Here is an 18,610-nt window from a genome sequence, read left to right on the forward strand (position 1 = left end):
CGGAATGTTTAAGAAATCTTTATTAGGGGATAAGGTCCACCTTTTTAATGCCGCATTATATAGCTATTATAAAAAGAAACAATCCAAGCATGATAAAGAAATAAATAAGCTTAAGTCATTTTATGCCTACAAAAGGCGGTGTAGGTTAAAATCTGAATGGTTTGAGGAGGAATACAATGAATATTTATCCTCTGAGGTATGGCATTACAAACGAGAAAGAGTTTTAAAGAGAGATGAAAAGATATGCAGAGCTTGTGGAATCAATGAAGCTACCCAAGTCCATCACCTATCCTACAGATTTGTAGGGAATGAGCCTCTTTTTGATTTAGTTTCTATTTGTGCCAGATGTCATGATAAAATAACGCAATTGGATGAAAATGAGGTGAAAAATAATTTTAATATTGAATAATGGACGCAGTGGAAGAATCAGTTAAAATTTGTCAAACGTGCAATAATAGACTTCAAGTAATTGAACACCTAACTTTCATTGAACTTTACTGCTCAACCTGTTCTATTTATGAGGGTTATAAATTGAATGAAGAGGTCGGCAAACCCTGCTGTGATAATAAAAACATTCAATATACCAAAAGACTAAATAATGGGGTTGGTCACAGATTTCTCTTGCAGTGCCAGTCTTGTGGTTATACTGATAACCAAGCGATTTCCAGAAAGAAATTCGCTTCATGTGAACCAATTTTTCCATTTAATGAGAATCTTTATGAGGCTTTTGAAAAAACCATCCATGAAATAGTTCGTGATAATTGGAAGGAAAGCTATGACGAAAGAAAAAAGAAAGAATTTATTACTTGGCTTAATGAGAATTATTATCCCTATTTAGAGTCGGAAACATGGAGTAGAAAGGTAGGGGCAGTACTTAAGAGGGATAAATATTTATGCCAATCCTGTTTAGTTAATAATGCCACGACAGCCTATCAGATAACCTTTAGGCATGTCTTTAGTGAACCATTATTTGATCTAGTAGCTGTTTGTGTTGGCTGTAAGGAAAAGATAATAAATATGGAAATTGATAATACTGTACGATCTAGAGAATTGAAAAAATTATCTAATACTAATGAGGTAATTTAAATTGAGTTTTAGTCAAGGTAATATTGTGGCGCAAAAAAATAGACAGGAATAATCTTATAAGGTGTTAAATGTACTAATGATAATCATCTGTATTAGGTTCACTTCATTAATGCAAATGTGCAGGGGCATTAATAAGGGAAATGATAAGTCTTCTTTCTTTTTAGGTTAAATTTCATTAGTTGAGCCATATAATACACAATTTAATGGAAACCATACATATAATTTATGTACTTCTATGGTTTTCAAGCCTTCCTTGTCATAAGGGAGGCTTTTTTCTTATTATTTTTCTATACTATTTAAACTCTATACTAATTAATTGTTCATTTGCTTGTACGATACGTTTTTGTACTGTACATTGCTACCTAATTAAACACTTGTTTAAACGGTAGAGAGTAAATTATGAAAGCAGTTGCATACACTAGGGTCAGCACATCAGACCAATCCACCAAAAGGCAGGTTAATGATTTAAAGCAGGTGGAGGGATTCCAAATTCAGAAGGTCTTTTCAGAAAATATAAGTGGGTTTTCCAAAAGTATGGAGGAGCGAATGGAATTGCAGAACATGCTCAAATATGTGAGGAAAGAGCGGATAGAATGTATCATGGTATCCGAGATTTCTCGCTTAGGCAGGAATACCAGAGAAACCTTAACTTTGATCCATAACCTTGAGGAGGCAGGAATTTGCCTTTATATCCATAATTTGGGTATTACCCTTGGTGCAGACAGTGAGAAAGACAGGATATTCAACAAATTGATAATCACTATCATTTCAGATATTGCCAGGCTGGAATCCGAGAACCTCAGCTACAGGATAAAATCTGGTATTAAAAACAGAAAAAAGGAAGGGTTATCCACTGGTAGGAGGGTAGGGTCAATTGAAAGCAGAGAGAAATTCTTAGGCAAGCATAAGGACATTCAAAAATACCTTGTGCTGGGAAGGAGTTACCCTGAGATCGTAAAGCTTTGCCGATGTTCTATGAGTACCATACATAAAGTAAAAGGAGCCTTGGCGGAGGTGGGAGAGGAGTAAATTGGAGACCCCCCCAGTCGCCCTAAAAAAATGGAATGGCAATCATTTGGCAGTAAGGGTATCTGCAAATTTTGGCTTTTTTCAAACTTTTGAGTTCTAGGCAAAGCTTTCCTATTACCTCAAATCCCAAACTAAAATCCAGTGAATCGCTGATTACGAGACCCGTACCCTTGGTGGTGTGAGAGCCTCAACCTGAGCCATTTGGCTCAGGTCGGGCTACTAGATTAGCAGCTTTAGTTTTTACCAATTCTTTTTTAAGACTATCAATTTCCAATATCATCTTATTCTTGAAATTTTTTGCTCTGAGATATTCCATAAACAAAAACCGTTTGCCATTCTCATAATTTGAATTCTCATCGTCATAGTATCTTCTACCTAGTAAAGAGATAATTGTTGAGTCGTTCATTACAGTGTCAAGGGTTAATTGGTACATGGTTTCTTCGTTAATTGTTTCCAGTTTCTCTATTATTTCTTTTCTGATTGAAGCGTTATTCTGAAAAGTCCTTTTCTGAGTCGTGTTGGCTTCATTTAAGAAAAAGACATAAACCACGAGTCCGAGTGCCACAACTGTTGGAAAACCAGAAATAATCATATTACGTCTCTTGAATTTTTCGAGACTGTTCAATGAAGGCTCTATCAATTCTAAGTCATAAATTTCCCTTTGGATTTGATCTAGTTCATTGTAAATGCTTTCTGTATTCCTATCTCTGCTGATGGAAATGATTTCCCTTAACCGAAGGGTAATGTTCCTTAATCTGGCTAATAATTCTTTCATTTGGTTAGTCTTTGTCGTAGATTATTTTCATTTCTTCTTCAGAGTAGGTGCTCTTAAAGAAAAGGTGGAAGAGAGTGTCTATTTTTCTCCACATAGGAAATAGAAATCCCTTCGCTACAAATGTTATATACGGTGCAAGAATTGCTCCCAGAGCCTGTAAGTATTGTAAATAGGAATCATTTCCTGCGTTCTCGCTTATCAGAATCTTCTCAAAGATTATCGCAAGCAATACTAAACTTATAGTGTTTAGAAGAGCGTAAATGAAATTCATAAACAAGATTTGACTCTTGTAGTTTTCTATCTGATTTATAATAAGTCTTCTCATGTTTTTTTATTCTGACTAACGGTTAGTATAAAAAATGGGCAGCGGTTTAAAATCAGTAAAGTATCCCTTGAAACCGCAGTCAGCGAAAAGAACAGAAGACTACACTACCACTGTACCCGCTTGCTCTTTTTTATATAATGTTAGCGGTAGTTTCTATTTCTTTGTCAGTTTGCAAGGGCCACTATTGATGTTCCCTTTATCACCCCAGCCTATCCAAGCTCCATTAAATTCATTTCCTTTTCCGTTTAATTTCATTTGAAAGGATCCATTATATCCAACTCCATTCGCTGGAATCCATTCACCTGTTAAATAAGGATTATGAAACCTAGCCTTTACTATGTATTTTTCATCATCTGAAATTGTATGTATAAATTTCAAGGTGTTTTCGTAATGGAAAACATCCACTTCTTCCTTTATAGGGTCAGGATATTTGTCTGATTCTAAAACCTGCCACATAAATTCCCACCTTCCTTTTAAAACATATTCAGAATTACTAATTATTTGTCTCTTTACTTTAGATGTAAAATTTGATACAGAAGATTCAGGATTATTTAATTTGTTAGTGTCATATTCTCCAATATATAAAGCGGATAGGTCACTAGGTAAATGAAAGTCCTTTTGATTAGAAGGTTTAACAATAAATGCATTTCGTCTTCCTAATTTCCCTGTATACAACCCCAGTTCGTAAATAACATTATCCCTCGCAGCCACATATTCATTGCCCCTTATTTTTGTTATATCATCAGGTGAAAAAATAAAAATCCCAAAGTCAGATTTATCAAGTTTATTTAATAAGTCTTCAAGGGTTGTATTACTTAAGTTAAATACACCATCGGTCCAAAGTGTGACATTAAAATCATGAGAGAGCTTTGTTTCTACAGCTTCAGCTATACTTAGGCCTTCTACTGAAGAACCTATAAATAATTCAGGTTTCATTTATTCTTACCAGTTTATCGTCACTATTTGCCATTCTTTGCTGGCTTGTAACCAGTTTATCGTTCTTATTTGGAACTAATTATTTCAAAGATCGTCAAATGGTGAACGGATTTCTGTGATCTTTTTCTTGCTTACATGCGTGTAAATCTTCGGCGGTTCTTTTACAGGAATTTTTGATTCTTCCACAATTTCTGCATATGCAGTGGTTTTATAGGTGCTTGTTGTAGACATACCAACCATTACTTCTTAATTTTTAGAATTGCCCTTAGAAATCCCCTCTGTTTTGGAATTATTTTTTAGGGATCTTTTTAATCAAAATTTCATTATTTCATTTTCCCATGCAAAATAGTGAAATTTTTGTACTTACTCTGGCTAATGCTTTCTTATGCAGTTCAAATTAAGTCAGTCAGATGTCCGTTGACACATTTTTTCCCTGTGTTGGGTAATGGTTTTGCTGTGTAGTGGGGTCAATTTTTTTCTTTCATTATTCTGAGAGTCTTTAGATGCTTAGTTTCGATCACAGTGCTAATTTCTTTCAGTCCTGGAAGATTCAATGTAGATGATGGGGTAGTAAGTTGATAAATCAAGATTCTAAACTCCTTCTGATATTGGAATCGATCGTCTTTGTGAAAAAGGGATATTTCACCGTCAACTTCTTTAGGATCATAATAACTCACTTTTTTTCCTTGAATCCCGAGATTTTGTTCTGACACAGCTTTGTCTAGTATTTCGAAAAACCGTTTCCAGTCCAAAATAAGAAGAGTTTTATCGCCTAGTTCTAATAACTTTTTGTCAAAGGCAGCTAGGTCTCGGTCAATTTCAAATTCTAACCAATGCAGGGAGCAGCAATGGGTTCTTGGGTCTACTAGGTGTTCAGAAAATTGTCCATTAAAGTTTCTAAAAACTTTATGGAAATGGATTTCCTTTTCTTCAGTCTTTAAGGTCAGGCGGATTATTTGTTTGTTGTTGACGTTTAATTCCTTTCTGTCCAGTCTACCAGTATTGTCAGGTTTAGGACTTCTGAAATTTTTAATGTTGCTGAAAAATAGGTACTCGTTTTCGTACATGTCAATGATGTGGTTCGCTTTCCCTATTTTGCTTAAAATCAAGTACATCTTAAATTGAGGCTAACGTAAAGAAATTTAAACGCAATCTAGAAAAAAAATAACTACTGTTCGACGATGACAAGATCCCGTGATCATAACATACCCTTTTTTAGCCTCTGGTTAAGTAACAAGCAGACTTGATGTTCAACCCTACCCTATTAAGCTTTTTAAGGGCCTGTAAGGGCTTGTTAAGGGTCGCATGGTTACTGATGCCCCCGTGAGCTATCAGTTGCTAGAAGGCCTCTTTGAGGGCTGATTTTTCCTAAGCATAGTAGATTTAGCCATGGCCTCAAGGAATCATAATGATTAAAAGGTTAATTGGGGGAGACGAGAGAAAGGTAGCCGAAATCCCATGTCTATAATTTATGAAAGGCCGGTGATTTCTCATAACGGGGGTAAAAACATTTGCAAACTTGACATTTTTCAGCTTTTAGGCTTTTTTGTCCAAATAAATCCATTGTTCCAATTTGAAACGTTGAAGCCCCCTTATCTTGAAAAAAGGAGGGCTACCCCTACCTTTGGCTGTTGGGGCATATATATTTTTTGGTCAATTTTCAGGTTTTAAAAGTATTTTTATACCCAGGTAAACCCAATGCACCACTTTTGCCTATACTTTGTAAAGGATGATAGAGACCTAGCATAACGCTGAAAACTATATTTTCGTGATGTATCGGTCCAAAGACACAGTTCCGTCATGAATCTTACCAGTGACTAGAAGTGCTCAGAGTCACAGCCGAGAATAAAGCGAAAGCGGTGAGTAAGGATGCAATAACTGTAACGCATTACAATTCGCAAGCCTTTAAGATTTTTAGTTGTTTGTCTTAAGGTATGTGGGAACCTCAAAAACAGTTTCTCATTTAATTCTCTCTGTACTATATGTACCAAGGGAGAATTATGTGTCTTCCTAAAAACAGTGAAAACAAATAAAAAAAATAACCACAAAGGAGAAACACAGTGGAAAAGGCCTTAAAGCCAAAAAGCCATACGCATATTCAGTCAATTATTACAGCATTTAGCAGAAAATGGAAGGCAGGCAGGTAATAATTATTAATGATCAGCAGACTGAAAGGCTTTACCCAGCTTCCCTGTAGGAATTTAAGTGGTAAGCAGGCTGGTTTGAAACAACCATGGCAGGATTTACAGATTTAAGGCAGTAAGATTAGTAAATTGGAGTCTATTTATGAAAAATTAAGTTCAATTTCGTTTATTTGTCTAAAATGGAGAACTTGGCGTAATTGCGCAAATCTCCAAGTTAGCGGAAATGTTACAAAAAACAGATAATGAGATTACACTACGCAGAAGATGTATATGAACATTTGCAAACTTTTTTGAGTGAGTTTATTATTCAAAGGAACAGTATTCTGTCAAATACGCCCAATGTATTGACAAGGGCTACCCTTCAAAACTGCTTTAAAAATTATGTAGAGAATTTCAAAGGAGGTGGAGAGAGCTTTGGCTCCAAGGTTAAGGCTCAATTTAAAGATGCTGATTTGGAAACTAAGTTGGTTTTTGCCCATGCCGAATGGCTTTGGGGCTTTGCAGTGAGAGATATTTCGGTTTGGCGGAAACAAGAACAAACCAAACGCACTACAGGTCTGAGCAATGAAGAATTAAAGGATGTCTATCCTGAAGGTTTTGGCAATGCAGGTATGTACCATAAAAACAACAAGTATTACGAGATAAAATTTGTCTTGTATCTCATAGAGCTGTTGTTTCAAAAAGCGCAAGAGAATGAAGATATTTCTGTCAAGGATTTAGCAACCTACACCGAAGCCTATTGCCTTTGGCATAAATACAAGCAAGAGTTAGAAGAGTATGAAATACCTGAATCAACCAAAGAAAACATACCTGATTGGAGCTTGGCTACATCAAACATTTTACTCTATGTAAGCAATCCTGATGAGTACGAACGAATTGCTTCAGATACACACAAGCGAGACATAGTAAATGGGTTTAAAAGCCTTTTGCCAGATGATGAAGAAACCAAAGAGAAAACAACAGATGAAAAAATCTATCTGATCCGTCAAGAATTAGGCAAGTACGTAACTAATACAGACTTCGACTTCTATGAGGATCGCTTCACGCGTATTTGGAATTATTCACTCACCCAAGAAGGTTTTTCAGAGGTTCAAGGGCTACAGTACAAAAAAGCAATTATCCTGTATGGCCCACCGGGAACCAGCAAAACCCATACCGCTAAAAGGCTTTCAACCGCCATTATTATAGATCAATATCTCTCTAATCGCAATAACGTGAAAACTTACTTTGAGCAGGATGTTGATGTAACAAAAAACAGAATTCACCGATTGCAACTGCACACAAATTATACTTACGAAGACTTTGTAGTAGGTTATCAATTGGTCTCAAACGAAACCAAAGCGGTTAAAGGTAAGCTATTTGAAATTTGTGAAGCGGCCATGGCTGACGGCTTGCCACACGTTTTAATACTTGATGAAATCAATCGAGTGGACTTATCTCGCTTGTTTGGTGAGGTTTTTTCAGCACTTGAAGACCGAGAGCAAGAAATTGACTTGTCCATTGGTGGTCTAAGTCTATCTATTCCCAAAAACCTATATGTAATAGGCACCATGAATGAGATAGACTTCTCTTTAGAGCAAATTGATTTTGCCCTAAGAAGAAGGTTTCTATGGTTTCCTTACGGCTTTAACGAAGATGTCTTAAAGAGCATTATTTGGAATAAAAACACGAGCCTTAATACCAAGCTAAAAGGGGAGGAAGTAAATCGATATATACAAAACTGTAAAGCCTTGAATGATCAGTTGCGAAAGATGCCAGAACTAGGCTCACAGTATGAAATTGGGCACACTTTTTTCGCAGAGATTGTAAACATATACAGCAGCTTCAAAACCATTAATGGCTACTCAAAACTCAAGTATCAAATATTCAGGAATGGTGGTGCGATCGATATTATTTGGAGTATTTCCATAGCTCCAATTATTGATGCCTTTCTAGGCAACTTAGATAAAGAGAGCAAACAAGCAAGCTTGAAGGCATTAGGGAAAACATTTAAAAAATAGTGTCGGACACAATTAAAATATCTGCATTAGACTGTTTGCCTTTTAATGAAAAGGAAGCTAGTGGAGATGTTATTTCTCACTTTATAGAGAAGAGTCAGAAAGCCGTATTTTGGTTTAATCCCTTTTTTGAAAAAGACCAGGACGATTCTCAGTTAGCTGTATATGATTATGGTAAACACAAATGGCGGGCAGGCAGATTTATTGGTGAAGCAAACTTCAATTATCGAGGCAACTCATATCACATTTCAATAAAGCCACGCTTTGGCGAAGAGGTTTTACTGAAAATGCTCGAACAGATTTTCAACATAAGAATTTCACCTTCCCAATCTAAAGTAGCAAATGACACCGATTGGCAACACTTTATAAAGCGACTGATTACCATTATTTGGGTTCAACATTTAGCTAATGCAAATCTTCATGGCCTACCCAAAAAGACTCTAAAAAAACAATATCAAAGCCTTCAGGTCAGAGGTAGATTAGATATTCGGAAATCATTTAAACCATTTAAAACGAAAAACGAACTTGTTTCTCATTCATATGAGAAAGCTATTGATACCGAGATTATATCAATTGTAAATGAGGCCTACCAAATTTTGAAAACCGACTTTGACCTAGGAGCAAGTAAATTGAATCTGCCCGATTCTGCTCAGTCAGCCTTAAATCGAATATTTGATGCTAAAATTCCAAGACAAAACCTTTTGTATTGGCATTATCAGCGAATCAGGTACAAACCAATTTACAGGTCGTGGAAACCCTTGGTTGATTTTTCTTGGGATATTATCTCTCAGAAACAACAAGGTCTCAATCAAGAGGAAAAAAATAAAGGCTTTGGTTTTTTTCTTGATATGGCAGAAATATGGGAGCAATACCTTAGGTCCTTGTTACAAAAGAATCTCATGCCATTGGGTTGGAACCTCAAAAAAAATACTTCGGTTGCTTATGATGGGTATTTTTTTAAGAGGCAACTCATACCCGACTTGGTATTCGAAAATGATGATAAAGCGATTATTTGGGATGCAAAATATAAAAAAATGCAGGCTCGACATACGGATGTAGATAGAGGTGACTTTTTTCAAATTCATACGTACCTACTATCCTACACACATAAGGAAATAAAAATTGGCGGCCTACTTTTCCCTTTCACAATAAATGAAGACTATGAAGAAGATAAATTCAGAAGTCCATATCTACTGTATCCCAATGGGTTAAATGCATGTTTTGGTATTGATGGAATTGAGTTTAAAAGAGAAATGAAGTCAGATGAATTTTTTGAAAAGGAAACCGAGTTTCTAAAAAGAATTAAGAATGATATTATTTGATCTTGGATCCAGTGGTTGCAAGGAGCCTAACCTAAGCCCTGTAGATTAATAAAAATGGGGCAAAACGTTGGGTGCAATTCCCCAGATATGAAACACATTTAATCTCAGAGCTAACGGGGTGTTGTATTATCCAGACTTTTTCTAATGTTGATAAAGTTCGTTATAGGGAGGATTTTCAACTTTTGCTCCTGGTTATTCGGGAAGCAAGGGCGCAATCCTGGTTGGGATGCTTGCGATTGCTTTACTTTAGTGGCGGTCTCGATTAGGCAAGAACCCCTTTCAGAATTTTTTCTTACTAAAAGCATATCCCCTTAGAGCTTAAGTTTTCTGATCATGAGACAGGAATTCGTATCAATTCAAGTCGTCAATCCGCAAGCTGCGGGTATTAATGTAGGCATCCGCTCCCATAGGGTGGCTGTGGGGCAGTCCGAAAAGGATGTGCGTTAATATGGGATCAATCAGGATCAGTTAGCTTTAGCAGATTGGTAGAAAGAAAACATGTCAGAACAGTGGCCATGGAGAGTACCGGAACTTACTGGTAGAACCAGTATGCCGTTTTGATTTCCAGAGGGCCTCATGTGGTGCTTTGTAATGGATAGTTTATAAAAAACATGAATAGTAAGAAAACAGATGAATATACCGGACTAAGCTGACCCCCCCCATCCGGAGCCTTAAAATATGAAAAGTTTATCTTCCAATCCGGGATCACAACAAATATACGGGTGGTCAAGATGAATAGGTATCTACATTAATTAATAAAAGTTTTTTTCACCGACAGCACCAGTTTTACCTATACTATGGAAACTAAGGTTGAGATTGGATTCAGCATTTATGCAAGTCCTCCTTCTGCCTAATTTAATTCATAAACTATTTCACAACAAAAACAAGTAAATCATGGTGGATTTTTACACAGTAAAGGAATTTAAAAATGAACTTGAGTCACGTGGCATTAATGTCTCGGAAAAAGCGATTCGTCATTTTATCGCAAATGGGAACCTTAAAGCCCAAAAAGAGATCTTGAGGCCTAAACGATGGCAAATTCCTGCTTCTGAATTGGGAAGAGTCATAAATTAAGATAGACGAAAATAGTAAAAAAATTAATGTTATGTAGAAGGAGGAAATATGACGATGGAAAACATTATGATGACCACTATGGAAACAGTGATTGAGAAAAAACTCTCAAATACTGAGAACCAAATCCATAATTTAACGATGCAGGTTAATAGCCTTGTCGCTGTTATTAATGACCTTTTGAAAAAGGCCAACCCCGAAGAAAAGCTAACTGTTAAGGAGGCGGCAGAAATTTTAAGGGTGAAAGAGAATACCGTTAGGGAAATGTGTAAAAATGATAAAATTGGCTATGAAAAGCTGGGTGGCCAGTATCGGTTAAAGCGGAGCGCCATTGCCGATTATTTGAACCGTCATAATTAAGCACGAAAATTTATGGAGCAGGCAATTAGTCCGCTCCTCTGCTATTACCCCGTTCATTATATTGCAAAATACAACACTACTCAATGGCAGAAAGCAACATTTTATTCTTTTTATCATCTCCCAATTTTAAATAAATTTCGGTTATGACAGCCGAGCTATGGCCAAGAAGTTCTTTTAAAGATTGCAGAGCCAAAGCTCCTTCAGCTTTATTCATTTCTAAAAATCTCCTCGCAAACGAATGCCTCCCAACATGCATGGTAACTTTTTGCCATTTCTCGCAGGTCAAGACCTTTGGCTTTCCATTGTATAGCTTTGTAAAAGAGACCAAATCTTTCAATCCAGCCGCTCTGGCTATCTTTTGGATATCCTTGTTAATATCACTGTTGTAAGATTTTGGAATATTGTTTTTGTAACGATTAAGGATCTTAACCACCTTTGGGGATAGAACAAATTGAATAGACCTACTATTTTTGAAGGTGATGCCTTGAAAATGATAGGAGCCGTCTACCTCCACAATATTATAGTCCTTAATTTTACTGACATTTTGCCATCTCAATCCAGTATAGCAGGAAATAAGGAACAAATCTTGAGCTAAAACTAATTCTTTGTGGAGGGGAACAAATTCTTCAATCTTCTTTACCTCTTCCCAAGAAAGAGAAAGCCTAAAGGGATTTTGATACATTCTTTTGAAATCCAGAAAATCTTTTGGAATAGGAATATGGTTGAATCTGGTGATGGCATAGGTGCAAATTTTTTTAATTTCCGCAATATGCTTGTCTATTGTGTTGTCGCATATCGGTACATCAACCAAATAGCCCAAGAAGTAGTCATTGTAAAAGTCCTCTGTAAAATCTTTGAAATCAATTTTGGGGTTATACTCCTTCAGGTGCTTCTCAACCTGCTTAAATTTTCTAATAGTTTCCTTAGAATTTTTAGAATTCTTTCTATAATGCTCCACTACTTCCCAAAATGTGGTAGGTAATTTTATTGATTCCTTTTTTAAAGGCCGAGCCACACTCTTTAGATTCTTAAATACTTCATCTATCCTAATTTGATACAAGGCCTTAATGTTTTTCTGGTTTGGCTCCACATCCTTTTTTTCCAGTTCTTGAACAGCCTCGATGAGCAATCCCTTTTTCTTTAAAATCCGTTTATTTATTTCAACACCATCAGGGTCTTTACGACTTACCTTTTGACCTGAAATATCCCATGCCTTTACCAATGCCCTTTCATCTGCCCCAATATTAATTCTGAGGCCATTGTAAAAAAATGAAAACCTGAGTGGGGCTTTTCCTTTATTTTTGCCTTGCTTAATTTCACTTCCTTTGATGATGTAAGTATTTATATCCATAGAAATATGTAACAAAATATGTAACAGTAATGACTCAATACAAACCTACATAAAAAACACTAAACATTAACCTAAAACATAAAAAACCCCTTAAAATGGACCTATAAGCTGTTTTTGAGGCTACCTTTAGTTTAGTTTATAGCCTATTAATAATGGTAAAAGTGGGGACAGGTGGGCCCACAAAATACCTCTTTACAGACCGTAAAGGGGCTTTTTATTTTGTATTTAAAATTGATAAAGCGCGAAGACTTTTCAGGTTCAAAAAACCTTTAAAAAAATTACCACCGGCACCAGCACCCATGCCCTGGTGGTTTTTCAGGTGGAAGGGAATTCCATTTTGGTTCCAAGAAAGGCTGTTTTGCTTTTGGGAAAGACGTTGGATAAATTGGCCAGGGAGGCGCAGGAAATTGGCTTGGGCTATTAGTCGTCCAGCATGATTTCAGCATTACTTGATGCTAATGCCAATTAGCTCGTAACAGCAAATCTAAAGGAGTTTCAAAAAATCCCATTCATTGATTTTTTGAAAAGGGTCTGTCCCAATATTTGCCGGTATTACGTTTTATTGGTGTTTTTTTTGATTTCCAATATTCGCCAAAAATCCGAACGTTTAGTATAAATTTGATTTGGAATGCCACAGAAGATAAACTAATTGAGGGGTTTAAAGGCCGGTAGCATTTTTCGCGGGAAGAACTCTTTGAATTCTATCGCTCTTTTGAACCGGGTCTGAAAGAGGGTACTTTCGAGTGGAGAATCTATGAACTCAAAGACAAAAAAATCATTAAACCACTCAAGAAAAGGCTTTATGTTATTTCCTACAAACCCAAATACAGATCTGAAATATTTCCTGAGTTAATCAAGCTCGCAATGCGAATCACAGACAAATTTGGGGATGGCAAACGCTGAAAGCAACCATGCCGTCAATTTCACCAAACGCTTCAGCTACGCAAAACGAAGGGAAAGAGAACAAGACATCAAGCAGTTTATGACGAAGCATATGTACCACCTTGTAAAAGATATTATCGAATGATCAAGAAACATTGCTTTACAGATGTGTGGTTGGTGGGGTTTAAGAAACAAAAAGGCCACCGGAAAAATCCTCATTTTTCTATTGGTACAAGAGGGTACAATTGATAATCAATAATTGAGAATTCCACCTCCTCCCGCTGTTTTTAGGGGGCTGAATTTGCAGGATAAGGCTATAATTTACAGTAATTATTAAGCAACCAAATGATCTGACAGCCAAACGAATTTTGTATTTATAGCGGACAGGCTATCCTCAACGTATCCTGAGTTTGCCAAATACTTTGCATCCAAACTGGAACCCAAATTTTCGGACTCCTTACACTCGCCCCTATATATATATACTCCAAGGTTTGATCAGTACTGGAATGTTGGAGCAGCTCCCTGACTTCCTCCAAACTCAGGGTAAATTCCCGATAACAAATCGAGGTAAAGGTTTGTCTGGCATCGTGTGTGGTTATGGTTTGATGAAGCTCGAACTCACCTTCTCTGTATTTTTTTTCCACCACACAGGAGGTGTAAACGATCCTGTCAATTTCCGCTCGTTTAGCCAGCCGCTTAATCAGTACGTTTTCGCATTGCTGCTGTACTTTGAGGATTTTCTTCTCGTGTTTATACTTTTCGTAGTATAGATCACTCAGACTGCCTTTCCGGGATGCCGAAATATCCTCCATGAAGTATTTACTATGCCTTGCTGCCGAAGCATGCCTCCAACCCTGTCGTTCATGGTTGCAAGGGTTTGAAGTCAATTAACATCGTTGAAGGTTTACTTGGCCTGCGTGGTTTTTTCTTTTTAAAAGCAATAGTTCAATCGAATTTTCTACCTCTCATTGAATCGCTAGTGCTAGATTTAATGGTACCTATGCTTCATATAAAGTAAAAATAGTCAATTCTTTCATTAAAAGAGACTATTACTTATAGCGTAAAAAAAGACACAGCAAACCTGAATAGACAATAATGTGTCATTACTTATCAATTATGCGCATTTCATTACCAAATTATTATTTTTTACTGCTTTATTGACTATTTATTAACATCTAACTTTAATTACAGGCATACAAAAATAAACACTTAATTTTAGATAGAATATTACATAATTTCAATATTATCTTACTTTAATTTATGAAGTAAAAACAAAACATCTTTTAATATTTTGATTACTGAAAAAATTGCTTTTTAAATACATAAAAAAAATCTATATTAATCATTTAAGAAATAAATCATTAGAAAGAAGTCTAAATATTTGTCATACTTGGGTTTCAGGATTGTTTTCCCGATAAGGATGGATTTGTCATTTAGCATCCTACAAGTGGGTAAATGCAAGTCGGTAGAGAGATTCAAGAAATACTGTCGTCGTCATTATTTTCCGGGTTTCCGGTGACAGAATAGGCAATGTGGAACAGTGAAGTGGCAATAAAGAACTATTAAGTGAATTCGCTACGCTGGTTCGGGAAAACCAGTATAAAAGGGAAAATTTTTACCAACTACTTATTACGACCATATTATCCAAGCCTTAGTGGAGAGGTATGCAATATTCTGCCTACTCCCGCAAACCTATATTAACCATTTTACTAACATTTCCAGTAGTATATGATAAAGGAGGATGGGAAAAGCACCCAAGCCACAAAATTATTCAGTGACAAAAACTCAATTAAATTTTAGTAAACCCAAAACCCAGAGCACTATGTCCACAGGATAAAACGAAAAAAGTATCGAGCAGTATTAAAAGCCGAGGTAAAAAAACGCACAGAACTCGGTTTCAATCCAAATTTATTTAAAAATAAAAAAAATGGAAAAAAAACTATTTTATGAAGATTTTGTAAATCTTCCCCGTAATCCCATGTGGGTTACGCAATTATGTTTGTTTATGTTGATGACCACTTCTGCAATGTTCCTCAGTACCATTTCCTATGCGCAGGGTACAAACATCGAGCAATCGCAGCAAAAAACGGTCACCGGTGAAGTAACCGATACCGAAGGTCTCCCTTTAGTTGGGGTTGCGGTTTTAGCAAAAGGTACCTCCAACGGTACCGTTACGAATCTAGACGGCGAATTTTCACTTACCATTCCTAGGGATACGGAAATTTTGCAGTTTTCTTACATAGGCTATCAACCGCAGGAAGTTGCGATTGGATCCCAGTCAACATTCAACATTACAATGTCTGAAGCTGCAGTTGGGTTGAAGGAGGTGGTTATTACCGCACTGGGTATTTCTCGTGAGAAAGAATCATTGGGATACTCGGTAGGAACAGTTGATGGCGAGGATTTAAATAAAACGCCACAGGCTAGTGTACTTAGCTCCATGCAAGGGAAGATAGCCGGTGTACAGATTTCTCAAACCTACGGAGTTAAAGGTTCTTCTATGAATATGGTTATTAGAGGAGCATCATCTTTAAACTCAGACAATCAACCTTTATTCGTTATTGATGGTGTGCCCGTTTACAATTCTACTGACAACCTATTTAATCAGGCTGACCTTGGCAATGCTATTTCAGACATTAACCCAGAAGACATAGCATCAATGTCAGTATTAAAAGGACCTAGTGCTGCGGCTCTTTATGGATCACGTGCGGCGAATGGGGTAGTACTAATTACGACGAAATCAGGTTCCGGTAAGGAAAAAGGTTTAGGGGTGGATTTCAATTCTTCCTTTATTGTTGACAATCCTTATCAATACCTTCCTGTTCAAAATGAGTTTGCTTCTGGGCAAGAAGGTGCATTTGTATTTGAAAACGATGCCTACGAATTTTGGGGACCAAAGTTAGACAATGGTTTTATTGCACAACAAAGAAACCAGGATAGTCCAGCTGAATTGGTTTCTCATAAAAACAATATAAATCGTCAGCAAGATTTTTATCAAAACGGATGGACACAAGTAAACAATGTGGGGGTTAATGGTAACTATGACAAAGCCAATTTTCGCGTTTCTTTGGGTAACTACCTTAACAAAGGTATTATGCCGAATGTAGATTTGAAAAAGAATAATATCAGCATCAATGGAACCATGAACCTGACTGATAATTTGGAGGTGACGGTGATGACGTCTTTAAATGAGTCAAGCTCGGGTAATAGGCCTAATACGTATAGAAGTTTTCTCACGCCCACAAGAGCCATTTTAACTGTTGGACCGCAAGTTGACATGTCCCTTTATAGCAACCCGGAAACATGGTGGATGCCTAACCAGGAGGGTATCGTTCAAACTCGCTGGAAAGAAAGGTGGAACAATCCTTACCTGATGCAAGAGCTGGCTACCACTAGTTTTGATCGGGTACAGGCAATGACTAAAATACAAGTGGGTTGGGAGATTGCTAAGGACCTGCGCTTTACAGCAAGATACTTACGGAGTCAATTAAACCAAAGAGCAGTTAATCAAAGGCCGTGGGATACAGTTGATTCAAAGAAAGGAAATTATGATATTCAAAATTCCGGTTTTAGGGAACAAAACTGGGAGGGGATTTTCTCTTATAACAAAACTTTTGGGGATTTTGACCTACAGGCCAATGCTGGTGGAACTCTTAGATACAACTACCAGGAAAATATTCATAATTCGACAACTAACCTGGTTATTCCTGGCTTGTATACCATTAGTAATGGAGGTCCGGGTTCGGTCATTTACACCAACTTTTTGAGTAAAAAGAAAGTGAACAGCCTATTCGGCCAAACCTCTTTAGGCTATAAAAATACGGTATATCTTGACCTGACGGCTAGGAACGATTGGTCTAGTACATTGCCAAAAGAAAACCGCTCGTATTTTTACCCTTCAGCCTCTTTAAGTGTGCTGGTAAATGAAATGTTTGCGATGCCAGCTTGGGTTAGCCTCGCCAAGATTCGTGCAGGTTATGCTCAGGTGGGAAATGATGTAGATCCTTATCAGCTTCAAAGATATTATAATTTTGGTGCAGATTGGGGAGATACCAAACGAGCCAGTATTGACAAGGTTGCTAAAAATGCGCAACTAAAACCTGAAATAGCTACGTCGAAAGAAATTGGAGTTGACTTGTCTTTGTTTAATAACAGATTAACACTAGATGCCACCTATTATACTATGGATAATAAAAATCAGGTACTTGGCATTAGTACCCCAATTACTTCAGGGGCAAACAGCAAACTGATCAATGCCGGATTGGTAAGAAGTAATGGCTGGGACATAACGCTAGGCTCCTCTATTATTAGACAACAGGATTTTTCGTTTGATTTAGGATTAAATTTCACTAGAAATAGAACTACCATTGTAGAGCTAGCTGATGGAGTCGAATACTTTGGGTATAGCCAGGGATACGCCTATTTCTATACCTATCCAGGAGATCAAGTAGGAGATATTTATCAAGCTCCTTATTTTAAAGTGGAAGATCCAAACTCTGAGTACTATGGTCATGCCATCATATATAGTAATGGTAAGCCTGAAAGAGATCAAAATCCTGAGAATTTTGAAAAAATTGGAAACTACAACCCTGATTTTATATTGGGCATAAACCCTAATGTGCAATATAAAAACTTTAGTTTTACCGCAGTTTTTGATTGGCGATCAGGAGGTGAATTCTATTCAGAGACGTTGAGGCAAGGAAAGAATGATGGAAGGTTTCCAGAATATATTAACGGAAGCGTGGATTATGACCCCAACGTAGACATTGTACAACAAATCAAAGATAACCCTGAGAAATTTTCACATGAATGGGTTGGAGGACGAGATTCTGAATATGGTGGTTTTCCTTGGCAAGACGAGCAACAACGAGAAACCAGAAGCTATATCAATGCTGATGGGGAAAAAGTATATGTAAATGATGCTAGTTTTGCTGTAGGAGTGAGAGAAGACGGCGAAGGAGGATATATTGAGAATTTTGGAGGCCCGGGAACCATATGGCTAAGTCCCTATAACGCGCAAAAGGGCGCTGATAGATACCTGGCATCAGCTAATCTTTACAGTGCTACTTATGTAAAGTTAAGAGAGGTATCAATTACCTATCGGTTTCCTAAGGCTATCGTAAATAAAATGAACCTCCAAAATATGTCTTTATCGCTATTAGGTCAAAACTTATTTATGTGGACAAAACACAATGTATTCATCGATCCTGAAACGGCTTACACCGCCAGAGGAAATAGGAATGAACCGGGGTATGAGTTTTACTCTGTGATTCCACGTACCCGTAGTCTCGGTATGAAATTAGCTGTTGGGTTTTAATTATAATAAATATTG

The 18,610-nt window shown here is 36.9% G+C and carries 15 protein-coding genes; 8 read left to right on the forward strand and 7 right to left on the reverse strand.

Annotation, left to right across the window (positions count from 1 at the left end; all coding sequences use genetic code 11):
* The first annotated feature begins 4 nt into the window (after positions 1-4).
* The 3 genes from GKS34_RS19460 to GKS34_RS19470 all read left to right on the forward strand — a co-directional run bounded on the left by GKS34_RS19460 (position 5) and on the right by GKS34_RS19470 (position 2,115).
* On the forward strand, positions 5-409 hold the full coding sequence (locus GKS34_RS19460) for an HNH endonuclease (protein ID WP_163386656.1): 405 nt from the start codon (positions 5-7) through the stop codon (positions 407-409).
* Positions 409-1,086, forward strand: coding sequence for a hypothetical protein (locus tag GKS34_RS19465; RefSeq protein ID WP_163386657.1), 678 nt, complete (start codon positions 409-411; stop codon positions 1,084-1,086). Before GKS34_RS19460 ends, GKS34_RS19465 begins: the two co-directional genes overlap by 1 nt.
* Positions 1,087-1,485: 399 nt before the next feature.
* Positions 1,486-2,115 carry a recombinase family protein gene (locus GKS34_RS19470; protein WP_163386658.1) on the forward strand — a complete coding sequence of 210 codons (630 nt, stop codon included), beginning with the start codon at positions 1,486-1,488 and terminating at the stop codon, positions 2,113-2,115.
* A gap of 187 nt (positions 2,116-2,302) precedes the next feature.
* Here the strand turns inward: GKS34_RS19470 and GKS34_RS19475 are convergent, their stop codons facing one another.
* From GKS34_RS19475 to GKS34_RS19495, 5 genes are all read right to left on the reverse strand, one after another.
* The gene (locus GKS34_RS19475) at positions 2,303-2,890 is read right to left on the reverse strand and encodes a hypothetical protein (protein ID WP_163386659.1); all 588 of its coding nucleotides are present in this window, start codon (positions 2,888-2,890) and stop codon (positions 2,303-2,305) included.
* A 4-nt stretch (positions 2,891-2,894) separates the two neighbouring features.
* Positions 2,895-3,215, reverse strand: a complete 321-nt coding sequence (locus GKS34_RS19480; RefSeq protein ID WP_163386660.1) for a hypothetical protein — start codon at positions 3,213-3,215, stop codon at positions 2,895-2,897.
* Positions 3,216-3,368: 153 nt separating this feature from the next.
* Positions 3,369-4,151, reverse strand: a complete 783-nt coding sequence (locus GKS34_RS19485; protein ID WP_163386661.1) for a nucleotide-binding protein — start codon at positions 4,149-4,151, stop codon at positions 3,369-3,371.
* A gap of 84 nt (positions 4,152-4,235) precedes the next feature.
* The gene (locus GKS34_RS19490) at positions 4,236-4,382 is read right to left on the reverse strand and encodes a hypothetical protein (RefSeq protein WP_163386662.1); all 147 of its coding nucleotides are present in this window, start codon (positions 4,380-4,382) and stop codon (positions 4,236-4,238) included.
* Between the two features lie 236 nt (positions 4,383-4,618).
* Positions 4,619-5,218 carry a hypothetical protein gene (locus GKS34_RS19495; RefSeq protein WP_163386663.1) on the reverse strand — a complete coding sequence of 200 codons (600 nt, stop codon included), beginning with the start codon at positions 5,216-5,218 and terminating at the stop codon, positions 4,619-4,621.
* Positions 5,219-6,537: 1,319 nt separating this feature from the next.
* Here GKS34_RS19495 and GKS34_RS19500 point away from each other — a divergent pair.
* From GKS34_RS19500 to GKS34_RS19510, 3 genes are all read left to right on the forward strand, one after another.
* Positions 6,538-8,295: an McrB family protein gene (locus tag GKS34_RS19500; protein ID WP_163386664.1), complete on the forward strand. Its 1,758-nt coding sequence runs from the start codon at positions 6,538-6,540 to the stop codon at positions 8,293-8,295.
* Positions 8,295-9,614 (forward strand): 5-methylcytosine restriction system specificity protein McrC, encoded by a 1,320-nt coding sequence (locus GKS34_RS19505; protein ID WP_163386665.1) that lies wholly within the window; start codon positions 8,295-8,297, stop codon positions 9,612-9,614. The genes GKS34_RS19500 and GKS34_RS19505 overlap by 1 nt, the downstream gene beginning before the upstream one ends.
* A gap of 1,152 nt (positions 9,615-10,766) precedes the next feature.
* A complete protein-coding gene (locus GKS34_RS19510; protein ID WP_163386666.1) occupies positions 10,767-11,045 on the forward strand; it encodes a helix-turn-helix domain-containing protein in 279 nt (92 codons plus the stop codon).
* 76 nt (positions 11,046-11,121) lie between these two features.
* On the opposite strand, the gene GKS34_RS19515 is transcribed toward GKS34_RS19510, so the two are convergent.
* Positions 11,122-12,396 (reverse strand): phage integrase SAM-like domain-containing protein, encoded by a 1,275-nt coding sequence (locus GKS34_RS19515; RefSeq protein WP_163386667.1) that lies wholly within the window; start codon positions 12,394-12,396, stop codon positions 11,122-11,124.
* A 723-nt stretch (positions 12,397-13,119) separates the two neighbouring features.
* On the opposite strand from GKS34_RS19515, the gene GKS34_RS23780 reads away from it, so the two are divergent.
* Positions 13,120-13,299: a DUF6577 family protein gene (locus GKS34_RS23780; RefSeq protein ID WP_353960092.1), complete on the forward strand. Its 180-nt coding sequence runs from the start codon at positions 13,120-13,122 to the stop codon at positions 13,297-13,299.
* 353 nt (positions 13,300-13,652) lie between these two features.
* Here GKS34_RS23780 and GKS34_RS19520 read toward each other — a convergent pair whose 3' ends face one another.
* On the reverse strand, positions 13,653-14,165 hold the full coding sequence (locus tag GKS34_RS19520) for a site-specific integrase (protein WP_163386668.1): 513 nt from the start codon (positions 14,163-14,165) through the stop codon (positions 13,653-13,655).
* Between the two features lie 1,040 nt (positions 14,166-15,205).
* On the opposite strand from GKS34_RS19520, the gene GKS34_RS19525 reads away from it, so the two are divergent.
* Entirely contained in the window at positions 15,206-18,595 is a 3,390-nt protein-coding gene (locus tag GKS34_RS19525; protein WP_163386669.1) for a SusC/RagA family TonB-linked outer membrane protein, read from the forward strand.
* The last annotated feature ends 15 nt before the right edge of the window (positions 18,596-18,610 follow it).

It is taken from the genome of Cyclobacterium jeungdonense (assembly GCF_010994275.1).
Classification (GTDB): domain Bacteria; phylum Bacteroidota; class Bacteroidia; order Cytophagales; family Cyclobacteriaceae; genus Cyclobacterium; species Cyclobacterium jeungdonense.

Bases quoted from the DNA above. Each gene is read 5' to 3' on its own strand.
- GKS34_RS19480 (WP_163386660.1), bottom strand. From the start codon at position 3,215: ATGAGAAGACTTATTATAAATCAGATAGAAAACTACAAGAGTCAAATC.
- GKS34_RS19500 (WP_163386664.1), top strand. From the start codon at position 6,538: ATGAGATTACACTACGCAGAAGATGTATATGAACATTTGCAAACTTTT.
- GKS34_RS19485 (WP_163386661.1), bottom strand. From the start codon at position 4,151: ATGAAACCTGAATTATTTATAGGTTCTTCAGTAGAAGGCCTAAGTATA.
- GKS34_RS19490 (WP_163386662.1), bottom strand. From the start codon at position 4,382: ATGTCTACAACAAGCACCTATAAAACCACTGCATATGCAGAAATTGTG.
- GKS34_RS19470 (WP_163386658.1), top strand. From the start codon at position 1,486: ATGAAAGCAGTTGCATACACTAGGGTCAGCACATCAGACCAATCCACC.
- GKS34_RS19475 (WP_163386659.1), bottom strand. From the start codon at position 2,890: ATGAAAGAATTATTAGCCAGATTAAGGAACATTACCCTTCGGTTAAGG.
- GKS34_RS19510 (WP_163386666.1), top strand. From the start codon at position 10,767: ATGGAAACAGTGATTGAGAAAAAACTCTCAAATACTGAGAACCAAATC.
- GKS34_RS19525 (WP_163386669.1), top strand. From the start codon at position 15,206: ATGGAAAAAAAACTATTTTATGAAGATTTTGTAAATCTTCCCCGTAAT.
- GKS34_RS19515 (WP_163386667.1), bottom strand. From the start codon at position 12,396: ATGGATATAAATACTTACATCATCAAAGGAAGTGAAATTAAGCAAGGC.
- GKS34_RS19460 (WP_163386656.1), top strand. From the start codon at position 5: ATGTTTAAGAAATCTTTATTAGGGGATAAGGTCCACCTTTTTAATGCC.
- GKS34_RS19495 (WP_163386663.1), bottom strand. From the start codon at position 5,218: ATGTACGAAAACGAGTACCTATTTTTCAGCAACATTAAAAATTTCAGA.
- GKS34_RS19465 (WP_163386657.1), top strand. From the start codon at position 409: ATGGACGCAGTGGAAGAATCAGTTAAAATTTGTCAAACGTGCAATAAT.